At 28.1% G+C, this 18,825-nt stretch carries 20 protein-coding genes; all 20 read right to left on the bottom strand.

The features are described from left to right. Nucleotides 1-10: 10 nt before the first annotated feature. A complete protein-coding gene (locus ACI48Q_RS06530; RefSeq protein WP_474918237.1) occupies nt 11-760 on the bottom strand; it encodes a FliH/SctL family protein in 750 nt (249 codons plus the stop codon). Beyond that, on the bottom strand, nt 744-1,775 hold the full coding sequence (gene fliG / locus ACI48Q_RS06525) for a flagellar motor switch protein FliG (RefSeq protein WP_474918236.1): 1,032 nt from the start codon (nt 1,773-1,775) through the stop codon (nt 744-746). The genes ACI48Q_RS06530 and fliG overlap by 17 nt, the downstream gene beginning before the upstream one ends. After that, nucleotides 1,762-3,342 (bottom strand): flagellar basal-body MS-ring/collar protein FliF, encoded by a 1,581-nt coding sequence (gene fliF / locus ACI48Q_RS06520; RefSeq protein WP_474918235.1) that lies wholly within the window; start codon nt 3,340-3,342, stop codon nt 1,762-1,764. Before fliF ends, fliG begins: the two co-directional genes overlap by 14 nt. Before the next feature lie 17 nt (nt 3,343-3,359). Beyond that, nucleotides 3,360-3,677 (bottom strand): flagellar hook-basal body complex protein FliE, encoded by a 318-nt coding sequence (fliE, locus tag ACI48Q_RS06515; protein ID WP_474918234.1) that lies wholly within the window; start codon nt 3,675-3,677, stop codon nt 3,360-3,362. Nucleotides 3,678-3,687: 10 nt separating this feature from the next. Further along, nucleotides 3,688-4,119, bottom strand: a complete 432-nt coding sequence (gene flgC / locus ACI48Q_RS06510; RefSeq protein WP_474918233.1) for a flagellar basal body rod protein FlgC — start codon at nt 4,117-4,119, stop codon at nt 3,688-3,690. A gap of 2 nt (nt 4,120-4,121) precedes the next feature. Further along, entirely contained in the window at nt 4,122-4,511 is a 390-nt protein-coding gene (gene flgB, locus ACI48Q_RS06505; RefSeq protein ID WP_474918232.1) for a flagellar basal body rod protein FlgB, read from the bottom strand. A gap of 385 nt (nt 4,512-4,896) precedes the next feature. Beyond that, complete coding sequence (locus tag ACI48Q_RS06500) at nt 4,897-5,076, bottom strand: YjfB family protein (protein WP_474918231.1); 180 nt, start codon at nt 5,074-5,076, stop codon at nt 4,897-4,899. A gap of 24 nt (nt 5,077-5,100) precedes the next feature. Continuing rightward, on the bottom strand, nt 5,101-5,931 hold the full coding sequence (locus ACI48Q_RS06495) for a flagellin N-terminal helical domain-containing protein (protein ID WP_474918230.1): 831 nt from the start codon (nt 5,929-5,931) through the stop codon (nt 5,101-5,103). 252 nt (nt 5,932-6,183) lie between these two features. Beyond that, nucleotides 6,184-7,614, bottom strand: a complete 1,431-nt coding sequence (locus ACI48Q_RS06490; RefSeq protein ID WP_474918229.1) for a hypothetical protein — start codon at nt 7,612-7,614, stop codon at nt 6,184-6,186. 81 nt (nt 7,615-7,695) lie between these two features. Beyond that, nucleotides 7,696-8,799, bottom strand: a complete 1,104-nt coding sequence (locus tag ACI48Q_RS06485; protein ID WP_474918228.1) for a DegT/DnrJ/EryC1/StrS family aminotransferase — start codon at nt 8,797-8,799, stop codon at nt 7,696-7,698. A 50-nt stretch (nt 8,800-8,849) separates the two neighbouring features. Then, the gene (locus tag ACI48Q_RS06480; protein WP_474918227.1) at nt 8,850-9,785 is read right to left on the bottom strand and encodes a glycoside hydrolase family protein; all 936 of its coding nucleotides are present in this window, start codon (nt 9,783-9,785) and stop codon (nt 8,850-8,852) included. Further along, nucleotides 9,782-10,561 (bottom strand): class I SAM-dependent methyltransferase, encoded by a 780-nt coding sequence (locus ACI48Q_RS06475; protein ID WP_474918226.1) that lies wholly within the window; start codon nt 10,559-10,561, stop codon nt 9,782-9,784. The genes ACI48Q_RS06480 and ACI48Q_RS06475 overlap by 4 nt, the downstream gene beginning before the upstream one ends. Next, the gene (locus ACI48Q_RS06470) at nt 10,551-11,687 is read right to left on the bottom strand and encodes a hypothetical protein (RefSeq protein ID WP_474918225.1); all 1,137 of its coding nucleotides are present in this window, start codon (nt 11,685-11,687) and stop codon (nt 10,551-10,553) included. Before ACI48Q_RS06470 ends, ACI48Q_RS06475 begins: the two co-directional genes overlap by 11 nt. Before the next feature lie 94 nt (nt 11,688-11,781). Further along, complete coding sequence (locus tag ACI48Q_RS06465; RefSeq protein ID WP_474918224.1) at nt 11,782-13,107, bottom strand: glycosyltransferase; 1,326 nt, start codon at nt 13,105-13,107, stop codon at nt 11,782-11,784. A gap of 57 nt (nt 13,108-13,164) precedes the next feature. After that, complete coding sequence (locus ACI48Q_RS06460; protein WP_474918223.1) at nt 13,165-13,899, bottom strand: tetratricopeptide repeat protein; 735 nt, start codon at nt 13,897-13,899, stop codon at nt 13,165-13,167. Next, nucleotides 13,890-14,027, bottom strand: a complete 138-nt coding sequence (locus ACI48Q_RS06455) for a hypothetical protein (RefSeq protein WP_474918222.1) — start codon at nt 14,025-14,027, stop codon at nt 13,890-13,892. Before ACI48Q_RS06455 ends, ACI48Q_RS06460 begins: the two co-directional genes overlap by 10 nt. Before the next feature lie 41 nt (nt 14,028-14,068). Continuing rightward, a complete protein-coding gene (fliB, locus tag ACI48Q_RS06450; protein WP_474918221.1) occupies nt 14,069-15,265 on the bottom strand; it encodes a flagellin lysine-N-methylase in 1,197 nt (398 codons plus the stop codon). Between the two features lie 21 nt (nt 15,266-15,286). Further along, nucleotides 15,287-17,392, bottom strand: a complete 2,106-nt coding sequence (locus tag ACI48Q_RS06445) for a glycosyltransferase (protein WP_474918220.1) — start codon at nt 17,390-17,392, stop codon at nt 15,287-15,289. A gap of 132 nt (nt 17,393-17,524) precedes the next feature. Beyond that, complete coding sequence (locus ACI48Q_RS06440) at nt 17,525-18,355, bottom strand: flagellin N-terminal helical domain-containing protein (RefSeq protein WP_474918219.1); 831 nt, start codon at nt 18,353-18,355, stop codon at nt 17,525-17,527. A 121-nt stretch (nt 18,356-18,476) separates the two neighbouring features. Continuing rightward, a complete protein-coding gene (gene fliT, locus ACI48Q_RS06435; RefSeq protein ID WP_474918218.1) occupies nt 18,477-18,809 on the bottom strand; it encodes a flagellar protein FliT in 333 nt (110 codons plus the stop codon). Nucleotides 18,810-18,825: the final 16 nt, after the last annotated feature.

Genomic DNA, 18,825 nt, shown 5'->3' with positions numbered 1-18,825 from the left:
ATTTAGAAGCTTATCCTTCCATAAGAATTTCTTTTAGCTTTTCTATACTATTTTCTATGGAGAATGAGGTCTCTCCATAATCTTTCTCTACGATTATAGTGCCCTCTGGAAGTAAGCTATCCACTATAACAAATACTTCTCCCCTAAAGCATAGCTTATTTTTAAAATCTTCTATATTTTTCTCTATACCCTCTGCATTAATGGAATTGCATCTTATAATAAAAGCTTTAGTATTTTTCTCTTCTAGGAGTATAGAAAACACTAATTCATTTAGTCCATCCATATCTTTAACTTCTCTTTTAAGCATGGTTTCTACAGCATCTATAATAATATTTCTTATATTTAATTCCTTTTCACTTAAAAACTCATCATACTTAATTTTACTTTGATACAATATGGAATTAGCATTATTTATTATTTCTTCTCCCTTAGTTACTCCCTCTCCATAGCCTTTTTCATACCCTTCATCATAACCAATATTATAGCCTTCCTCATGTCCCTGTTTAAAACCATTCTCTTTAGCTTCATATTCAAGTTCCTTACATTTAGAAATGGTATTATTCATAAGTTCTTTGGATTCATGTTTTGCATTTTCTATAATACTGGCAGCCATTTTTTCAATAGCTTCTATCTCTTCACGTCTATCTTCATTTTGAGGAGTTACAATTTCATTAACTATTTTTACAGGCTGTACATTTATATCTTTACTTCCTGAATCTAAGGTATTTCTACTCTTTATTACCCTATAGGATGATTGCATCTTCTCCACCTCTTGCGATTGTTATTTCTCCTGCTTCATCTAATCTTCTAATTAGTGATACAACTTTTTGCTGAGCTTTTTCAACCTCCATAAGTCTCACTGGTCCTAAGAATTGCATATCTTCTTTTAGTGTAGAGCCAGCTCTCTTTGAAAGGTTTCTAACAATAGTATCCAAAACTTGTTCAGAAGTTCCTTTAAGTGCAAGGCAAAGCTCTTTTGTATCAACTTCACGAAGAATTCTTTGAATAGCCACATCATCCATAGTGATAATATCCTCAAATACAAACATAGATTCCTTAATTTTTTCAGCAAGTTCAGCATCTTCATGTTCTAATCCTTCTGTAATATTTCTTTCAGTTCCTCTATCCACTTGATTTAATATATTAACAAGAGATTGAACCCCTCCTATTACTTTGCTTTCAGTGCTAATAACTGAAGATAGCTTACTATTTAAAACAGCTTCAATCTCCTTAACAACTACAGGATAAATGTTACTCATTGTAGCAATTTTAAAAGCTACTTCACTTTGCAAATCTGGATTTAAGGCGGATAAAATCTGTCCAGCCTTATCAGCTTGAAGATGACAAAGAATCAATGCTATAGTCTGTGGATGCTCATTAGATATAACATTCATAAGCTGAGTTGCATCAGCCTTTCTAGCAATGGAAAAGGGTCTATACTGTTGAGAAAATTCCGTTACCCTATCCAAAATATCATTGGCTTTCTGCACTCCTAAAGCCTTAGATAACACACTTCGTGCATATTCAACTCCACCCTCTACAATATAATCCTTAGCCTTATTCATCTCCATAAATTCATCTAGGACAATTTGTCTTTCTTCAGATTTTACAGAGGTCATATTTGCAATTTCATAGGTGATTTTTTGAATTTCACTCTCTGGAAGACGTTTTATAATTGCTGAAGCTGCATCTGGTCCTAAGGATATAAATAGTATTGCTGCCTTTTGAATTCCATTAAATTTCTCTGCTTTTCCCACAGCACTATCCCCTTTCATCTTCAGCAAGCCATGATTTTATAATATCTGCTACTTGCTCTGGTTTTCGTTCTGCATATTTCTTTATTTCTTTCATAGTATGCTCTTTTTCTGTCTCTCTTTCTAGTTCTAAGCTCTTGAAATTTAATTTACTTGTCTCTTCCAATGTATTTTCTTCTTCTCCTACTACTACATCTATAGTTGTAGGTTCAATAATAACATCCTCTTCCTCTTTAGATTTCTTTCTAATCATAACTATAATTAATATTATAAAGATTATTCCAGCTAATGTTGCCACACTCATTGCTATAAGTTTATTTCGCTTAGCTTTAGCTTCAGCTTCCTTCATAGCTTCTAATTCCTTTTGTGCCTGTTCCTTATAGTCATTATTAAACTGTAAACTCTCTACAGAGATAGCATCTCCTCTTTCTTCGTTATATCCAATAGCTTTTGACGCTAAATTTTCTATAGATGTTTTTACTTTTCCATCTATAGCATCATTAACTACTATAGATGCTGTAATTCTTTCAACTTGTCCTGGTGATTTCACTACAGTTTCTTCTGTTTTACTATTTTCATAGTTTTTTGTAGTTTCTGAATGAGTAACACCTTGATTATTATCTGTATTTCCTTGTGTTTCACCCATATTATTATCCACAGGACTACCTGAAGTGTTTCCACTACCTGTTTCCTGAGTAATTACTTGGTGTTCGCTAACTACAACAGAACCATCTTTATTATAAAGTACATTGTTCTGCTTCACAGCATCAAAATTAAGTTGTGCACTAACAGACACTCTAATTTTATCCTTATATATAGGCTCTAACACATTCATTATTTTATTTTCATATTCTTTTTCTATTTTTTTAGTGGCCTCCAACTGCTTGTCTGTAGTTGCAGAATTAGTTTGTCCATTTTCCTCATCAAAAATTCCTTCTGTTAATAGTTTAAAATTGTCCGATACCACAGTAACATTTTCCTTAGGTAAATTTTCAACACTTCCTGATATTAGTGAAACTATAGCCTTAACTTGATCTATACTAAGATCCTTACCTTGAGCTAGCTTTAGAGTAACCGATGCACTAGCTGGTGATGGTTTTGTGACAAAAGGTGAGCTACTTGGCAATACAAGATTTACTTTTGACCATTCAACCTCTTCAAAAGCTTTAATAGTCCTCTCAAGTTCTCCTGCTAAAGCCCTTTGATACATCACTTTGGATTCTTCATCCGTTGGAGCAATTTTTCCATTATCAAAAAGTTCAAAGCCATTGCTTCCTTCTGTTAAAGGCACTTCAGATAATAACTCCATACGTAGCTTATCAACCTGTGACTTTTCTACTAAAATTGCACTTCCATCTACCTTGTAATTTATCTTTTTACTCTCTAAATTAGCTATTATTTCTCCTGAATCCTTGGCTTCCATATTTGAAAACAACACTGCATATTTATTACTTAAGGATATATAGCTAAAAATGCCTATGGTTACTATAGCTGCCAAAATAATAATGGTCAAAGCTATCTTTTTAGACTTGGAAATTCCATTCCACTTCTCTTTAATACCCTTCACCATTTCTGATAGCTTGTTCATTTAGTCCGCTCCCCCCACTATAGTTGCATTTTATTAAATTCATCATAAGCTGCTACAAGTTTATTTCTTATCTGTATTGCTAATTCTAAGGAAAGCTTCGCTTCCTCTGAGTCAAGTACCACTTCATGAAGGCTTTTTTCTCCATTTATATATCCTTCTAAGGTCTTATCACTCTGTATTTGTTTTTCATTCACCTTATCTAACTCTGCCTTTAGAAACTCTCCGAAACCACCTTGACCTGTTTCATTAGTCTCCTCTGTTTGGTCACCATATATTTTATTTAATTCAGGCTGAAATATTTTCATATTTGGTATATATTCGTTTGTTACCTTCATGATTTCTCTCCTATCTTCCTATTTCTAAAGTTTTCATAAACATACTCTTTTGTGCATTCATGCTATTTATATTTGCTTCATAGGCTCTACTTGCCACCATTAAGTCCACAGTTTCATTAAGAATATTAACATTAGGCATAGTAACAAACCCTTCACCATCTGCATCTGGATGACTTGGATTATATACTTTTGTAAGTGGAGATTTATCATCTGAAATTTCCACTGCCTTAACTCCTAGATTTTTCACCTTCACACTTTGAGATTGCTTATCATATTCCCTCTGTAGATTCTCTTCAAAAACTGCAATTTTTCTTATATAGGGGTTTCCATCTTTACCCCTTGTAGTTCCTGCATTTGCTATATTTGAAGAAATAGTATCCATTCTTAATCTCTCTGCTGAAAGTCCGCTGGCTGCTATTCTCATACCTCTAAAAGCTTCCATAATTAACGACTGCCTCCTTTAATTACATTACTTGTAGTAGTAAGCTTACCACTTACAAACCTCACTAGTGAATTATATAGCATCTCATTAGCCGCTTGATCTGTAGCTTCTAATTCAATATCTACATTATTACCGTCTTCTCTCATAGAGGCACTACTATCTGTTTTTATTTCATATGAATCACTATTAATATCCATATGCTTACTCTTCGTTCTCTTTAAATTAGAATCACCAGAAGAGTTTTTTAAAGCTTCTTCAAAATCAATATATTGCCTCTTATAGTTTTTTGTATTTACATTCGCCATATTATTAGCTATTAATTTACCACTTTCTACACTTATCCCCATATATTTCTTCATAAGATTGTATGTATTGCTATTCATAACTTCCATTTTACAATTCACCTCGCTAACTATTTTAATATTTAGACAAATTTTTCATAATCCCTCTTTTTTGAGAAAATTTTTAATAAACTTTATTGATTAAATTATGTAAATGTAGAAACTTGTATTGAACATTCTGAAAAAATTGTATTATAAACAATATATTAACATCATTATTCCTCTAAAAATGTTACCCTTTGTTATATATTACTATTTATTAAATATTATATAACAAAAATGTCAAATATGGAATATGTATTTGTCACTATTTAAAATATATTTTTGTGACGTTTAATTTTATATTGTATTTTTAAATTATAATAGTTGTTGCTTAAAAAACTCCAATTTTTTCACAAATAAAAAACCACTCGCATAGCAAGTGATTTTTGTTACCTTATGCTTCTACATCAATATTATTTCCAATAGAAGGATTTACTGCAGCTGATTCCATAATTTTTGTCATTCCTTCCATCATATCCTTTGAGTTGTTCATTTGAATTTTCATTAACGATAGGTTAACAGAATTCATCAAACTTCCCTGACTCATTGCCATTGATAGTCTTGGTATATCCATATACTTACCTTCCTTCTTATTTACCTATGGTCTTCTAATATTCTCTAATATTCTTAATACATCTTGAGGTATTTTATTGGTTTGTACCATCATTGCAAGACCTGATTCTACTAATATAGAGTTCTTAGAATACTCAATCATTTCTAAGGCTATGTCAGCACCTGTAATATTAGCCTCTGCACCTTCAACCTTAGCTGCTATAGCCGTAGTTGTATTATAAGTAGATTCCATCCTATTACTCAAAGCTCCATATTTACTTCTTGAAAAATTAACTTTTTCAATTGCATTATCTAATCTTTTTAATCCATCATCTACATTCATAGTACTAATCCTGTCAGTTGCATTAGGTGATCCTAATCCTAATCCTTCCGATGATAAATTATAGGTTGGTATTTTAATAACATCTTCACTAGTCATTCCAATTAATAAGTTAAGATCCCCCTCTGTAGCAAGCATTTTAACTCCATTCATCTCAGTATTGTTAGCTGTAGCTGTAACGTGCTGAAGAATAGTATCTATTTCATTTTGTATAATAATCTTATCTTGATCTGTATTGGCTCCACCAGCTTGAACCATTAATTCTCTTGCCCTTTGAATACTTTCACTAATATTTTGCATTCCGCCATCAGCTGTTTGCATAAGACTAACACTATTTTGAATATTCCTACTTGCCATTTCAATGCTTCTTATCTCTAGATTCAACTTATCACTTTTAGCTTTAGCATTAGGATCATCTCTATACGTCTGTATTTTTATACCTGAAGAAACAGTTCCATAGGCCTTAGACTGATTCGCTAAATTTTTTTGATAGGTTTCATATATTTTCATTGAATGCATATTTCTGCTTAATCTCATTTATCATCACCCCAAAAAATAATCTCTGATATAGTTATCGGAGATTACTTTTATTACTTTATACTGTTGCATGAATTATGTTACTTTATATGGTATCTTCAGTAGTAGTTTTTGCTACTTTTTGTACTTTAAATAGTTTTCAATTTGCAAAAACATATCTCCTATTATTTTTTGATGTATCCTTGAAGGGGCTGGATTTATATCAACGCAGCTGCTCTAAACTACCAGATAGAATATAGATTAGTGGCAAGTTTAAAATTTACTTAAGATTTTACTCACTTTTGATGCTCCACTATCACCCATATGATCAATATCCACAAAATCCTCTTCCTTGAATACATCATAATCATTTAGGTCTATAAACTCAAACTCGTATTCTTTACTTAATTTATTAATTATATCTTTGTACTCCGAAATATATAACTTATCAAAATATTCATTATAATATTCTGTAGTTACGAAATTAACAATAATAGGCTTTACATTTTTTCTACATAAATATTCTAAAAACCCTTCTAAGATCACGACATATTCGCTTAATCTATCTATATGTGTTCGCAATTTATTATGATTATAAACTCTTGATTTTGCAAAGTTAAATTTTTCTTCTTTACTTAATGAACCTAATTTTCTCATACCAAGCATACTACAACATTCTCGTGTTCTAAAATCATTAAAATAGGCTTTATAGGTTTTAAATAATAATTTGTCAAAATGTTTACTTATTTCGCTTACCTCAAAAATATAGTTTATATATATGTCTACAAAATCCTGTAAAGATTTTCTTTTAATCTTGTCTACATAATCATAATTATGACTATCTCCAAATAGTGGGTAATATACATTTTCAATTCTTTGGAATCCATCTTTAGGACTTTTAGATACGTCTGAATAAAATGACCAATATCCAGTTCCTATAAAGCATTTTTTTATATTACTATTTCCTTCAATTACATCTCTTGCAATCTTAAACGAATAGTATAAATCTTGAGATGCTAATGATAATTGTACAATATTCTCATTTAATTCATTTTCATTTACTCCATGTAAAGCATATGATGATCCAACAATAATTCCTGTTGTAGAAATCTTTTTTGCTTCATCCATACTATTAACAAGATAATGATAATCATAATTATTATTATAAAGTTGTTCTGATATCTTGAAGATATCATTCATAAATTTATCATAATAAATTACATTATCAAAATTATTATACTCTGAAGTCTTATTGTAAGTTTCTTCACTAACAATTAATATATTAAAATTTTTATCATCCCTAATAACTTCACCCTTAAACTTCAAATCTATATATGGCTTCATTATCTTATCTAGCAATTTATATTTATCATTACCTTTAAAATATAAATTTACTTTATATAATTTATTAATTTCTTTTGATAAATTACTTATATTATTAGATAGTTTATCAAATTTTTTATTAAACTCACTATTTGAATAATTATTACTATTGCAATACTCTATAACATCTACTAATGCTTCTACTAATATTGAAAAAGATTGTATGTGGAAATAGCATTGATTATTTTGTACAAAATCAGCTACTAAATTGATGAAATAAAATTTTTCTTTTTCGTCATTTAAATTAGAAATCATATTAATTAACTTTTTAATTAAATTTAAATTGTTTATATGTTGATCTAATGTATATATTTTAGCCATTATTATATTCTCCTTTTTTTACTACTGTAGACTACAGATTTTACAATCTAGAAATATGAGTCTATAAAATCGAATCTATGATTAAGATTGTTTACTCAAAATAATATCACAAATTCTATCTACAGCCTTTAAAGATAAATCCGCATAAAGAGGTAATGTAAGTACTCTATCTGCTATGTATTTTGCAATAGGCGTTTTTTGAATATCAAATCTATCTTTGTAGCACTCATAGTCATTAGTAAGTGGATAAAAATATTTACGAGCAATGATATCTTGCTCTTTTAAATTTTCAAATATTTCATCACGATTTAGCTTGTACCCATCAAATACTACTGGCAAATAAGCATAATTGCTTTTTACAAATGGTTGTGTTTTGCATAATTTAATTCCATTAATATTACTCAATCTTTCAAAGTATCTTTCTACAATAGCTTTTCGTTTCTCTATTTCTCTATCAACATGACGAAGATTGCAAATACCCATTGCAGCTTGAAATTCATTCATTTTAGCATTTCCACCAACATATTCAACTGATTCCGGTCCTGTAATACCAAAGTTTTTTATATCATATAATATTTTAGATAATTTTTCATCCTTAAAAGCTATTGCTCCACCTTCAATAGTATTAAATACCTTTGTAGCATGGAAACTGAACATAGAAGCATCACCAAAATTAGCAATACCCTCACCATCAACTGTTATACCAAAGGTATGAGCAGCATCATAGATAACTTTTAACTTATGTTTATTTGCTATTCTTTCAATTTCTTTAATATTACATACATTACCATAAACATGAACAGGTATAATAGCAGAAGTCTTTTCTGTTATTAAGCTTTCAAGCTTATCTGTATCTATTGTATAATTATCAGGATTAATATCACAAAATACTGGTTCTAAACCATTTCTTACAATTGCATGGGTTGTAGATGCAAAAGTAAAAGGAGTTGTAATAACTTCACCAGCAAGATTTAAAGCAGCTATTATACACTCTAATGCAAGATGTCCATTGGTAAAAAGAGTAATATTAGGAGTATCTAGATACTTCAATAGTTCTATTTCTAATTGTTTATGTTTTATACCCATGTTAGTTAGCCAGTGACTATCCCATAGGTCTTTAATTTCTTCTGTATACTCCTCAAAGGATGGCATTGAGGAGCGCGTTACTTGGATTAATTTGTTCATAAATATTTTCCTCTTATTTATTCAATTAATAATTCAAAATAATAATATAATTACCTGCTGATAGCATATCCAAAACCAGTTTTACCAAAGCCATTTCCATTATAGAACATAACAACAGAGTCCTTAATTTTAATAACATATGGATATGCAATAGCTTGTGAATCCCATCCTGAATTTGATATACTTATGTTCATTTTGTTATCTTTCCTCTTCCAATTTATGCCATCTAATGATTCAGCATATCCTCCTCTATAACTCCTTCGGACATCATCTCTAAAATTATCCATCCTCCTTCTACTATACCACATTTTATAAATACCATTATGAAAAATAACAGATGGCCTTGCTACACATTCGTAAGGATCTTCAGGTAATATGCAATTTATGCCATCTCTATTCCAATCAATTCCATTATCAGATGTGGCATATTTTATATGATACCATATTTCTGGTTTTCCATTGATAATCTTCCATTCTGTTCCACTTGTATAGTAACATTTCCATTGCTCACTATTTTTTAAAACATCAATAGCACCTGTATAATATGGCTCATCTTTATTCCTATCTAGTATTGGCCCATCAAATAATCTTTTAAATGTATATCCATTATCCTCGCTTATTGCTAACCCAATTGAGTTTCTTGTATGTACTGTAGTACTTGGGTTCCATCCTATGTAATACATATAAATCAAGTTATTTTCTCTAACTATAGAGCATACATTTGCTCCAGAATCATCAAACGCTCCTATTTTTCCTAAATCTAACACTGGTTTATTATGAACATAACTAACTTTTAAGTTACTTATGTCTGAAATATCAATATCAACAAAGGTGGTTCTAGTATGATTAGTTTTATCTCTCACTCCAAAATAAACTCTTAAAGTTTTATCATTTATTAATAATGGTGTAGGCTTATGACAATGACTATATGCCCATTCAGATATATTATCCACAGAGAATATTAATCCTTTTTTTTCAAAAATCATAAATTTCTCCTCGCTTTCATTATGAAAATTGGTCTATTCAGAAATTCACCTAATTCATCTTTACGTTCAATATTGTCGTTATCTAAATCACAATATTTTATTCTTTGTTTTAATAACTCAGCTATACCAATTTTAGTTATTTCCCAATTATCTTTAGTTCCATTTACTATAAAATCAATTAACTCTTTCTTAGTTCCATTTTTAAATAATCCAATATTTCTATCACCTTTCCAATTAAACCCGAGTTGAAAAACTAATATATCGCTTATTTTTGAGAGACTATTTAATTGTGATATTATTTTTTCTTTAGCCTTACTTTTTGAAATTTGAACATCTCCATAATCATCACCTATATGGTGAAGTACGTTAAGAAGTAGTACTATATCATATTTATTCTCTTTTAATTTATCTTTTTCATCAAAGGAGAAGTATGTATTAGTAATTTTAATTTTATTCTGAACATTTAACACTTCTGATGCTAATTTTACAAATTCAGCATGGATTACATTTCCTTCATAATAGTGAACAAAATCAGCTTTGTTATCTATCATTTCAAAAGTGAAAAATCCACTATTACCACCTATATCTAAAACTCTTTTATCTTGTACATTTACGCTTTTTAATATATATTCTAAGCGTTCATATTCATAAGTCTTCTTAATATTCACATCTATGGTTCCTATTTTTTTTCTTAAATTTTTAGTAATAACTTGATAATTTGAATGTTTGCTTTTTTCACAATACATACTTTTAAGTTTTAGAATATTATCTTCCATTTAAAAACTCCCTTTTAAATATTTCTATCGTATCCTCTCTCCTATATACATCATTCTCTATCCATTGCGGTAAAGAGTAAAGAAATTTATCTTCATCTATATTGTAAAAATTTAATTTTGAATTATTTATTATAGTACTCATTATACCTCCACACCAAAAATATCTTGTCATATTCTCAATCTTTTTAAATTTAGGTAATGACTTTATAAATCCATAATCATGTAAAAAAAACTCAAAAAAATTCATTCCTGCATCCACAAAAAGTTGAGATGGTCCCCAGAATCTCGGATTTGCTTCTATCATATAGTTTAAATTGTTCTTTTGTTTTACTTCTATCATTACTAAACCATTGAATTTTAAAAATCGGAATAATTTTTCATATTTATATGATTCTTCTGAGTTATGAAAATCTGTCGAAACTGCAGCTATCATAGATTTTCCACCCGGTTGTTGGATTAAATTTTCTTGTGAAAATTTATAAATCATACCATTTCTATGAAAATAATAAAGTAAATAAACACTATTTCCATTTACATATTCTTGATAATAAAAATCTTTAGTAAAATAATTTTCACAAAATAATTTAAGTTCCTTTGTTGTTTTTATTATTACAGGAGATAATGCTTCTCCACTAAATGATGAAAAATACTTTTTAGGCTTTGCTACTATTGGTAAATCCATATTTAAACCAAACTCCATTTTTTTAGGAACTGTAATTCCACTTCTTGAACAAACATTTCCAAAACTATATTTGTCAGAAATTAATTCGTAAACTTCTCTTTCTACTAAAGGAATGATACATCCAATTTCTTCAAATGATTTTCTGTTTTCAAGTAAGAATCTATTTAATGCTTCTGTAGTAGGGGCAATAATATAATCTTTTGCATCACACTGTTCTTTAACTTTTTGTACTGATGTTAATAAATCTTTTAATGTGAGAGTTGATGAATTTCGTATATATAACACTCTATTTTTATACTTACTCAAAAAAATATCATCATTATCTGATTTTGCTATAATCGCATACGTTATGTTATTTGATTCCAATGTTCTTAAAAAAGCTATAACAGCTCTTTGGTTAAATCCTGAAAAAACTAAAATACATTTCCGCCTATTAACATTCATATAAGAAATCCCCCTCCTGTCAGTTTGTTTTTATAAATAAATTGTATATTTCAATGAAATCTATTTTGTTTCAAATCATTAAATTTTATTAAGTCTAAATACTATCTAAAATTTTTTCATAAGCATATGTATATTTTTCACAAATACTAATAAGTAACTTTAATGCTTCTTTTTTGCTGCAATTATTCCACAGCATAGAAAAACGCCAATAAACATAAGAAAAAACTCTAATATTAATCCATCTGTCCATAGTATTTTCATTTGCTATATTTTTGTATAGTGCATATATTTTTAACTTTTCAAATTCTTCAATTGTAAGTTGATCAAATTCAATAGACATGTTAAAGCTTATCCCTCCTTTGTGTACTCTATATACACTAACGCACTCATCAATAAATCCAACATCTCCAACTAACATAAGGTTCAAATACAGAAAAATATCTCTACTTTTAGTTTTTTCATAACCAAATCCTGTAGATTTTAATTTCTCCATATCAAATACTGTAGTTAATGCACCTGTAATGTGTGGGAAATTTGATGTTTCATAATTTATAAAATAATCAGTACCTTTCATAATTTCATCATTTTTAAAATTTGTAAAACTCTCTTGTCCTAAAATCTCATCTCTAATTTTACAATTGGCCCATACAAAGGATAAATTAGGATTTTCCATCAACAAGCTTACAGCTTTAAATATATAATCTTTTTTTACTAAATAATCATCATGATTTAAAATCATTCCATATTTTCCTTCAACATGATTATCTAATAAATACTGTGAGTTATTACCTGCTCCTAAATTTGTTTTATTTCTTATATATTTAACCCTCTCATATGTTGAATATTCCTTCATCATAATATCAGTACCATCTGTAGAGCAGTCATCCCCTACCACTATTTCTAGATTTGGGTAATTCTGTTCAAGGCAACTATCTATTGCTTCTTTTAAATATTCTTTTTGATTATATGTTGGAATAATAATTGTCATCTTTGGATGAGTTGAGTTGTATTTATCTGATTTCTTCTTGAGTATTTTAATTTCCTCTAATTCACTATATCCGTTTAATATTTTTTCAATCTCGCTTTTTAAATCTAAATCTTCAGTATATTTTTTTGCTTTGCAATAGAATTCGTACGCTTCTACATGTTTATCTTGAGATTGATATAAATAGGCAAGGTTATATAGTAAATCAAAGTTCTCTCCATCCATGAAGAGCCCTTCCTTAAGCACTCTAATCCCTTCATTCCAATCTCCTTCCATAATAGATATAACTCCTTTAAATGAATAAATATCCAGATCATAAGGCACTAATTCTTCATATTCACTTATAATCTTTTTAGCATCCTCTAAAGCATTTCTATTAATAAGTTCTTCTATATTTACTTTTACTTTCTTCTTGTATTGCTCCATATCTTGCATCTTATCACCTCAAAATCTCAAATTTAATTAATTTGCTATAAACTTTTTGTGTGATATTTACGAACAAATATTATTTTTTATTCTATTTATTGCAGGTTCATAATTTCCACACATCTTGTAATAATTCAAAGCTTCCTCTTTAAACCCTAAACATTCAAATATTACTCCTATATTATATAATGGTAAAAAAGAAGTAATACCCTCAATCTTTCCTTCTTTAAATTCTGCACATTTCAAAAATATTTCTGCTGACTTTTGAAAATTTTCATTATTCATTTCTATAATAGCTAGAAGAAATAAAAAATCAGGACTATTATAATATCGTTTATATTTATATAATTCTAATGCTTTACTAAATAAATTCAAATTAACTAAACTATATCCATAACCCTCTACTAAGTCTTCAATATACTCATAGTGAAAATTGTCTATTAGCTGTAATGATCTTTCAAAAGATATATATGCATTTCGAAAATCTTTATCCATAAAATAACACTTACCTAATTGATAATACATATATGGATCATTAGGATTTTTATTTATAGCAATTTTAAGGAGTTCTATATTTCGTATAATTTTATTAGTTCTATCTAAAATTTCTTTAGAATATCCTATGTGATTTACACATAAATCTATATTTCTAGTATCACGTTCTTTTACAACCTCATCTGCATCTAATACCAAAATCCATGAATTCGATGCTTTAGCTATATAAAAGTTTCTAGCTTTAAAAAAATCATTACACCATGTAAATTCAAATACCTTATCAGTATATTTCAATGCTATTTCCATAGTCTTATTCTTTGACCCAGTATCTCAACAATTACTATTTCATCTACAAGATTCTTTACACTTTTAATACATTCTTCTAAGGTTTCTTCTTCGTCTTTAACTATCATACATAACTTAGCATAGAACATTTTCCTTCTTCAAGATACTTTACTTTTAGATAATATAACCATCATCTAACTAATATTGTCAAATATGCTAAAGTATCGTATCCTTCTGCTTTTATATCATCATACAATGAATTTATAAAAGCCTCATTATGTTCCATAACTCTACTAAATGAATATAATACATCTATAATATCTTCCTTGTCTATTTCTTCGTTATTGTTATTCCATTTAGCTAATAATAAAATCTTAATTATTGAATATTTTAATATGAGTATTAGTATTTCTCTATTTAAATCATTATTTCTTATGACTTTCATATAATTATTATATAAATTATAAATTATATAATTTTCCAAAACATATTCATATTTTTTAAAGCTATCATTAAATCTATGTTCTTTTTCATCCAGTAAATCTGATATATCTGTTTCATTTTTACCTTTAAAAAGAAGGTTGAAATCCTGTAATATATCCCAAAATTTATTGTTAGTTTTACCTAAATTAACTCTTTTTTGAAGTACATTCAATATAAAAAGAACTTTAAATCTATTAACTCTTTTTATGTTATCTAAAGATTTTATGGTATCATAATTTGTTATAGTTTGTGTTAAGTTTTCAATAATATTGTTTGCTTCATTATATCTTGATTCATTTATTATATTTTGAACCTTTTCTTCTATAAGTTTTATGAATATTAATCGCTTCCAAATTTCTATTTCTTCAAACTGTACAACTTCAATAGATAATGATCTCGTTTCCCATAAGAGATTATATAACTCTATATTATAATCTGCTTCTATTAAATACTGTCTTTCTACACTATTTAGTATTTCATTTTCTAAATTAAATGTGAATTTATCTTTTTTATTCACAAGCATTCTAGCAACTTCTGGACACGATAGGCTTAATGTTTTTTCGCAAATTTCTCCATATTTCGCTATTAATCTTGGATATATTTTGCATGTATTACATAAAAAATCTTCACCTATATTAATATATATGTTACAAAGATTATCTTCATTTAAAAATGGACACCTGGCTTGTTTTAATTGCATCTCTCCATAAAACAATTCTGTTTCGTTTTTCTTATTTCTTTTTATATATTCGTTTAGTTCCTCTCCAAACTTTCCCTTAACATTTTTATATCTCTTATAGCTTTTTTTATCAATTTGTATCTGCCAACCTATACAACAAGTATCTTTACATTTTTCACCAATACACTTAAAATCATCGTAATAAAATGGTTTTAGAACTTTCACTATTTATCCTCCTGAATAATTTTACAAATCCTGTATTAACTCTATTACTTTTTCACTATCTCCATATAAAATAATATCCCTTAAACACTCCTCAGCTTCTTTTTTATACCCAAAACTTAAAAGTAGATTATATTTTAGTATCATTAAATCAAGATCAAATTTTACTAAACAAAGTCCTTCTTCTACTGTATCATAGGCCTCTTGATAATTTTTATTCTCTATTAGGTCATTTATATTTTTTATAAGTTCTGGTATGAAGACTTTTACTTCTTTATTTATAACAGTTTGATTTTCAGTTTCTTCTTCAATTAATAGACTTATATACTCAGCGTAAGACTTTTCTACATCCATAGCAAGCTTCAAGGCTTTAATGTATTTCAATGTATCTTCATATTTATATGATAATGAATTTTTAAGTTTAACAATAAATCTTTCTTCTGTTGGAAGTATCCATAAATTTTCAGTAGCATACTTTCCTTTATATAACTTTACAATACAATAATATCTTTCAGCTATATACTGCAGAAACACCTCTCTCTTATTATCAATAGATAAGTTTTCACCTAATATTAGTGCCCTTTCTAAGATTGATCTTATTATACTATTAGGAAAATTATTTATATCAAATTTTTCTAACCCCTCTAATATTATCTCGTTAAACTCATAATAAGTAATACACAAATCAATGAGAATCTTTTCTAGTTCATCTTTTCCATAATCCAAAAAGTTATATATTTCTTTTATATCATATTTTAATAAATAGTATATAAAAATTGTATATAGCCTTTCATTTTCACTAATTATTTTTTTGATTTCATCTTTATACTCATTATTAATTTTTTTATTTTCTTTTATAAAAATTATTATATCTATTATGTCTTTTATCTTTCCATCTTGACTAAACCCAATCATTTCTTTCAAATCTTCTAATAAAACATCTTTATGTAGATATATGAGAATTATTTCATAATTATATTTATCTATATATTCATTTGTAAGATCAACTCGATTCCACAATTTACCTTCAACAATGCTTTTTAATAAAAACAGCACTCTTTCTTTAAGCATATTTCTATCTGGTATCATAAGTGCAGTATTTAACCCCTCTTCATAACGCCTTAATTTATAGCAACTCATAGCTAAGTTATATAATACTTTATCCTTATACAATCTAGTAGTTATTGATAAAGTAGAATCACAACTAAAATTATTATCTTTATAATAATCCATATATAAATTAAATGCACTTATCGCCTCTTCATGTCTATTTAACTTGTAACAAGAAATCCCAAGATAATAATAGAAATCAATGAAATCCTTAAAGTATTCTATTCCTTCTTTGGCTTTTTCTATTAATAATTCGTAATTTTCTTCTTTGTATAGAATTAAGCAATATTTATCTATAACATAAATATATCTATTAAAATCCCCCTTCGCTTTCCTATAAGCTATATCAATGTATTTTAATGCTTCCTTCGAATTCCCGTACATGATATAGGATGCAGCAATTTGAAAATTTGTATATACGTTTTCATGATCCTTGTTTAATTCATCAAAAAGCAATTTTATATTTCTTTCAAACTTGTATTCCATGATTTTAAAGTCATTATTATCATATCCATAATGGATAAATCTTACGTTAGAATCAATAATCGGATTTTCATACTCAGGTTGTTCATGTATAAGTCCTCTATACTTTACAGTATTTCTTTTAAATAATCTTAATAATGGTGATATTGCGCCATTATCAATGGAATGCTTTATATCTTTGGTAAAATTGACAATCCTAACAAGAGCTCCGTTATATTTTTGAAATTCTTTACTACAAATTAAACCTGATAATTTCTCTGGATCATAAAGCACCTCGTCTGCATCCACTATCAATATCCATTCCCCAGTGCAATAATTAATAGAAATATTTCTCATATAAGAAAAGTTATTATTCCATTTATGAAAATATATTTTATCTGTATATTTTTCAGCAATTTTAACTGTATTATCTGTAGATCCTGTATCTACTATAATTATCTCAGTGTTTATATAATTATCTAATTGTTTCAGAGAAATTAATGTTCTTTCAATATTCTTCTCTTCATCCTTAACTATCATAGCAATACTAAGTTTCATAAAATTCTCTCCTAATTGTAAATATAGTTACTTTATTTATCGTAATTAATTTAGACAACTTTAAAAATTATTCTTAAAAAAATAAAAGCCAGAGATGTTTCACTCTGACTTCTATGATAGAACATTCTAAAATTATCTTAATAATTGAAGAACTCCTTGTGGTTGTTGATTAGCTTGTGCAAGCATTGCTTGTGCAGCTTGTTGAAGAATATTATTTTTAGAGAAAGTCATCATTTCTTTAGCCATATCAACATCTCTTACTCTTGATTCTGCAGCTGTTAAGTTTTCAGAAGCATTGTCAAGGTTAGCAATAGTATGCTCTAATCTGTTTTGGTTAGCACCAAGACTTGATCTTTGAGTTGATACTGTTTTTATAGCAGTATTAATTAATGTGATAGATGCTGTAGCAGTTGCATTACTATCAACTTTAACAGCTCCTCCACTAACACCTAAAGTACCTGCATCCATAGCACCAATCTTGATTTCTAATGTTAAATTAGTATCTGCATTTGCACCAATTTGAAGTTTTGCTCCTGTTGTTGCTAAACTTCCATTTAATAAATTCTTTTCGTTGAATTGAGTTGTTGTTGCAATTCTGTCAATTTCTGATGTTAATGATGTTAACTCTGATTGTATAGCAGCTCTATCAACATCAACGTTAGTATCGTTAGCTGCTTGTACTGCTAACTCTCTCATTCTTTGAAGAATGCTTTGAGTTTCGTTTAATGCACCTTCTGCTGTTTGAATTAAAGAGATACCATCTGCTGAGTTTCTTGAAGCTTGATCAAGTCCTCTGATTTGTCCTCTCATTTTTTCAGAAATTGAAAGTCCTGCTGCGTCATCTCCAGCTCTGTTAATTCTTAAGCCTGAAGATAATTTCTCCATAGATTTTCCTGATGCAGTTGTGTTAATCCCCATATTTCTGTGAGAGTTCATAGCGTTCATATTGTGATTGATAATCATAATAAAATTCCTCCTTGATTTTTAAATTCGGCATCCTTGCCTTTTATTTTTTTATGATGAATTCATCTACTTAATATATCGTTATATAAATATATAACTTTATAGTTTTTTAAAAATTTTTTTATATTTTTTGAGAAAAGTATACTCCACTTCTATTCCTATTGTTATAACCTGTATTTATTTTTTTACTATCTTGGAGTTTATGAAGTTCTAACTTTATATCACTCTTTTTCTCTTCTATCAAAGTACATACTCTCTCATGATCTTCATTTATATTTAATTCTTGAATCCATTTTATGCCTTGTTTTTTATCTATTACTTCCATTTGTGATAATAGACTTTGTCTTTCTTGTAAAAATATTTCAACATTATCAACATTATTATTTTTAATTAATTTTTCTATTTCTAAAGTTAACTCCTTATATCTTACAAAAAGTTCTTTTGCATTATCCACTATATACCTCCAAGTT

It is taken from the genome of Clostridium sp. LXY-7 (assembly GCF_056172015.1).
The sequence above is the reverse complement of the archived record's forward strand: the minus strand, read 5'-3'. Positions and strand labels throughout refer to the sequence as shown.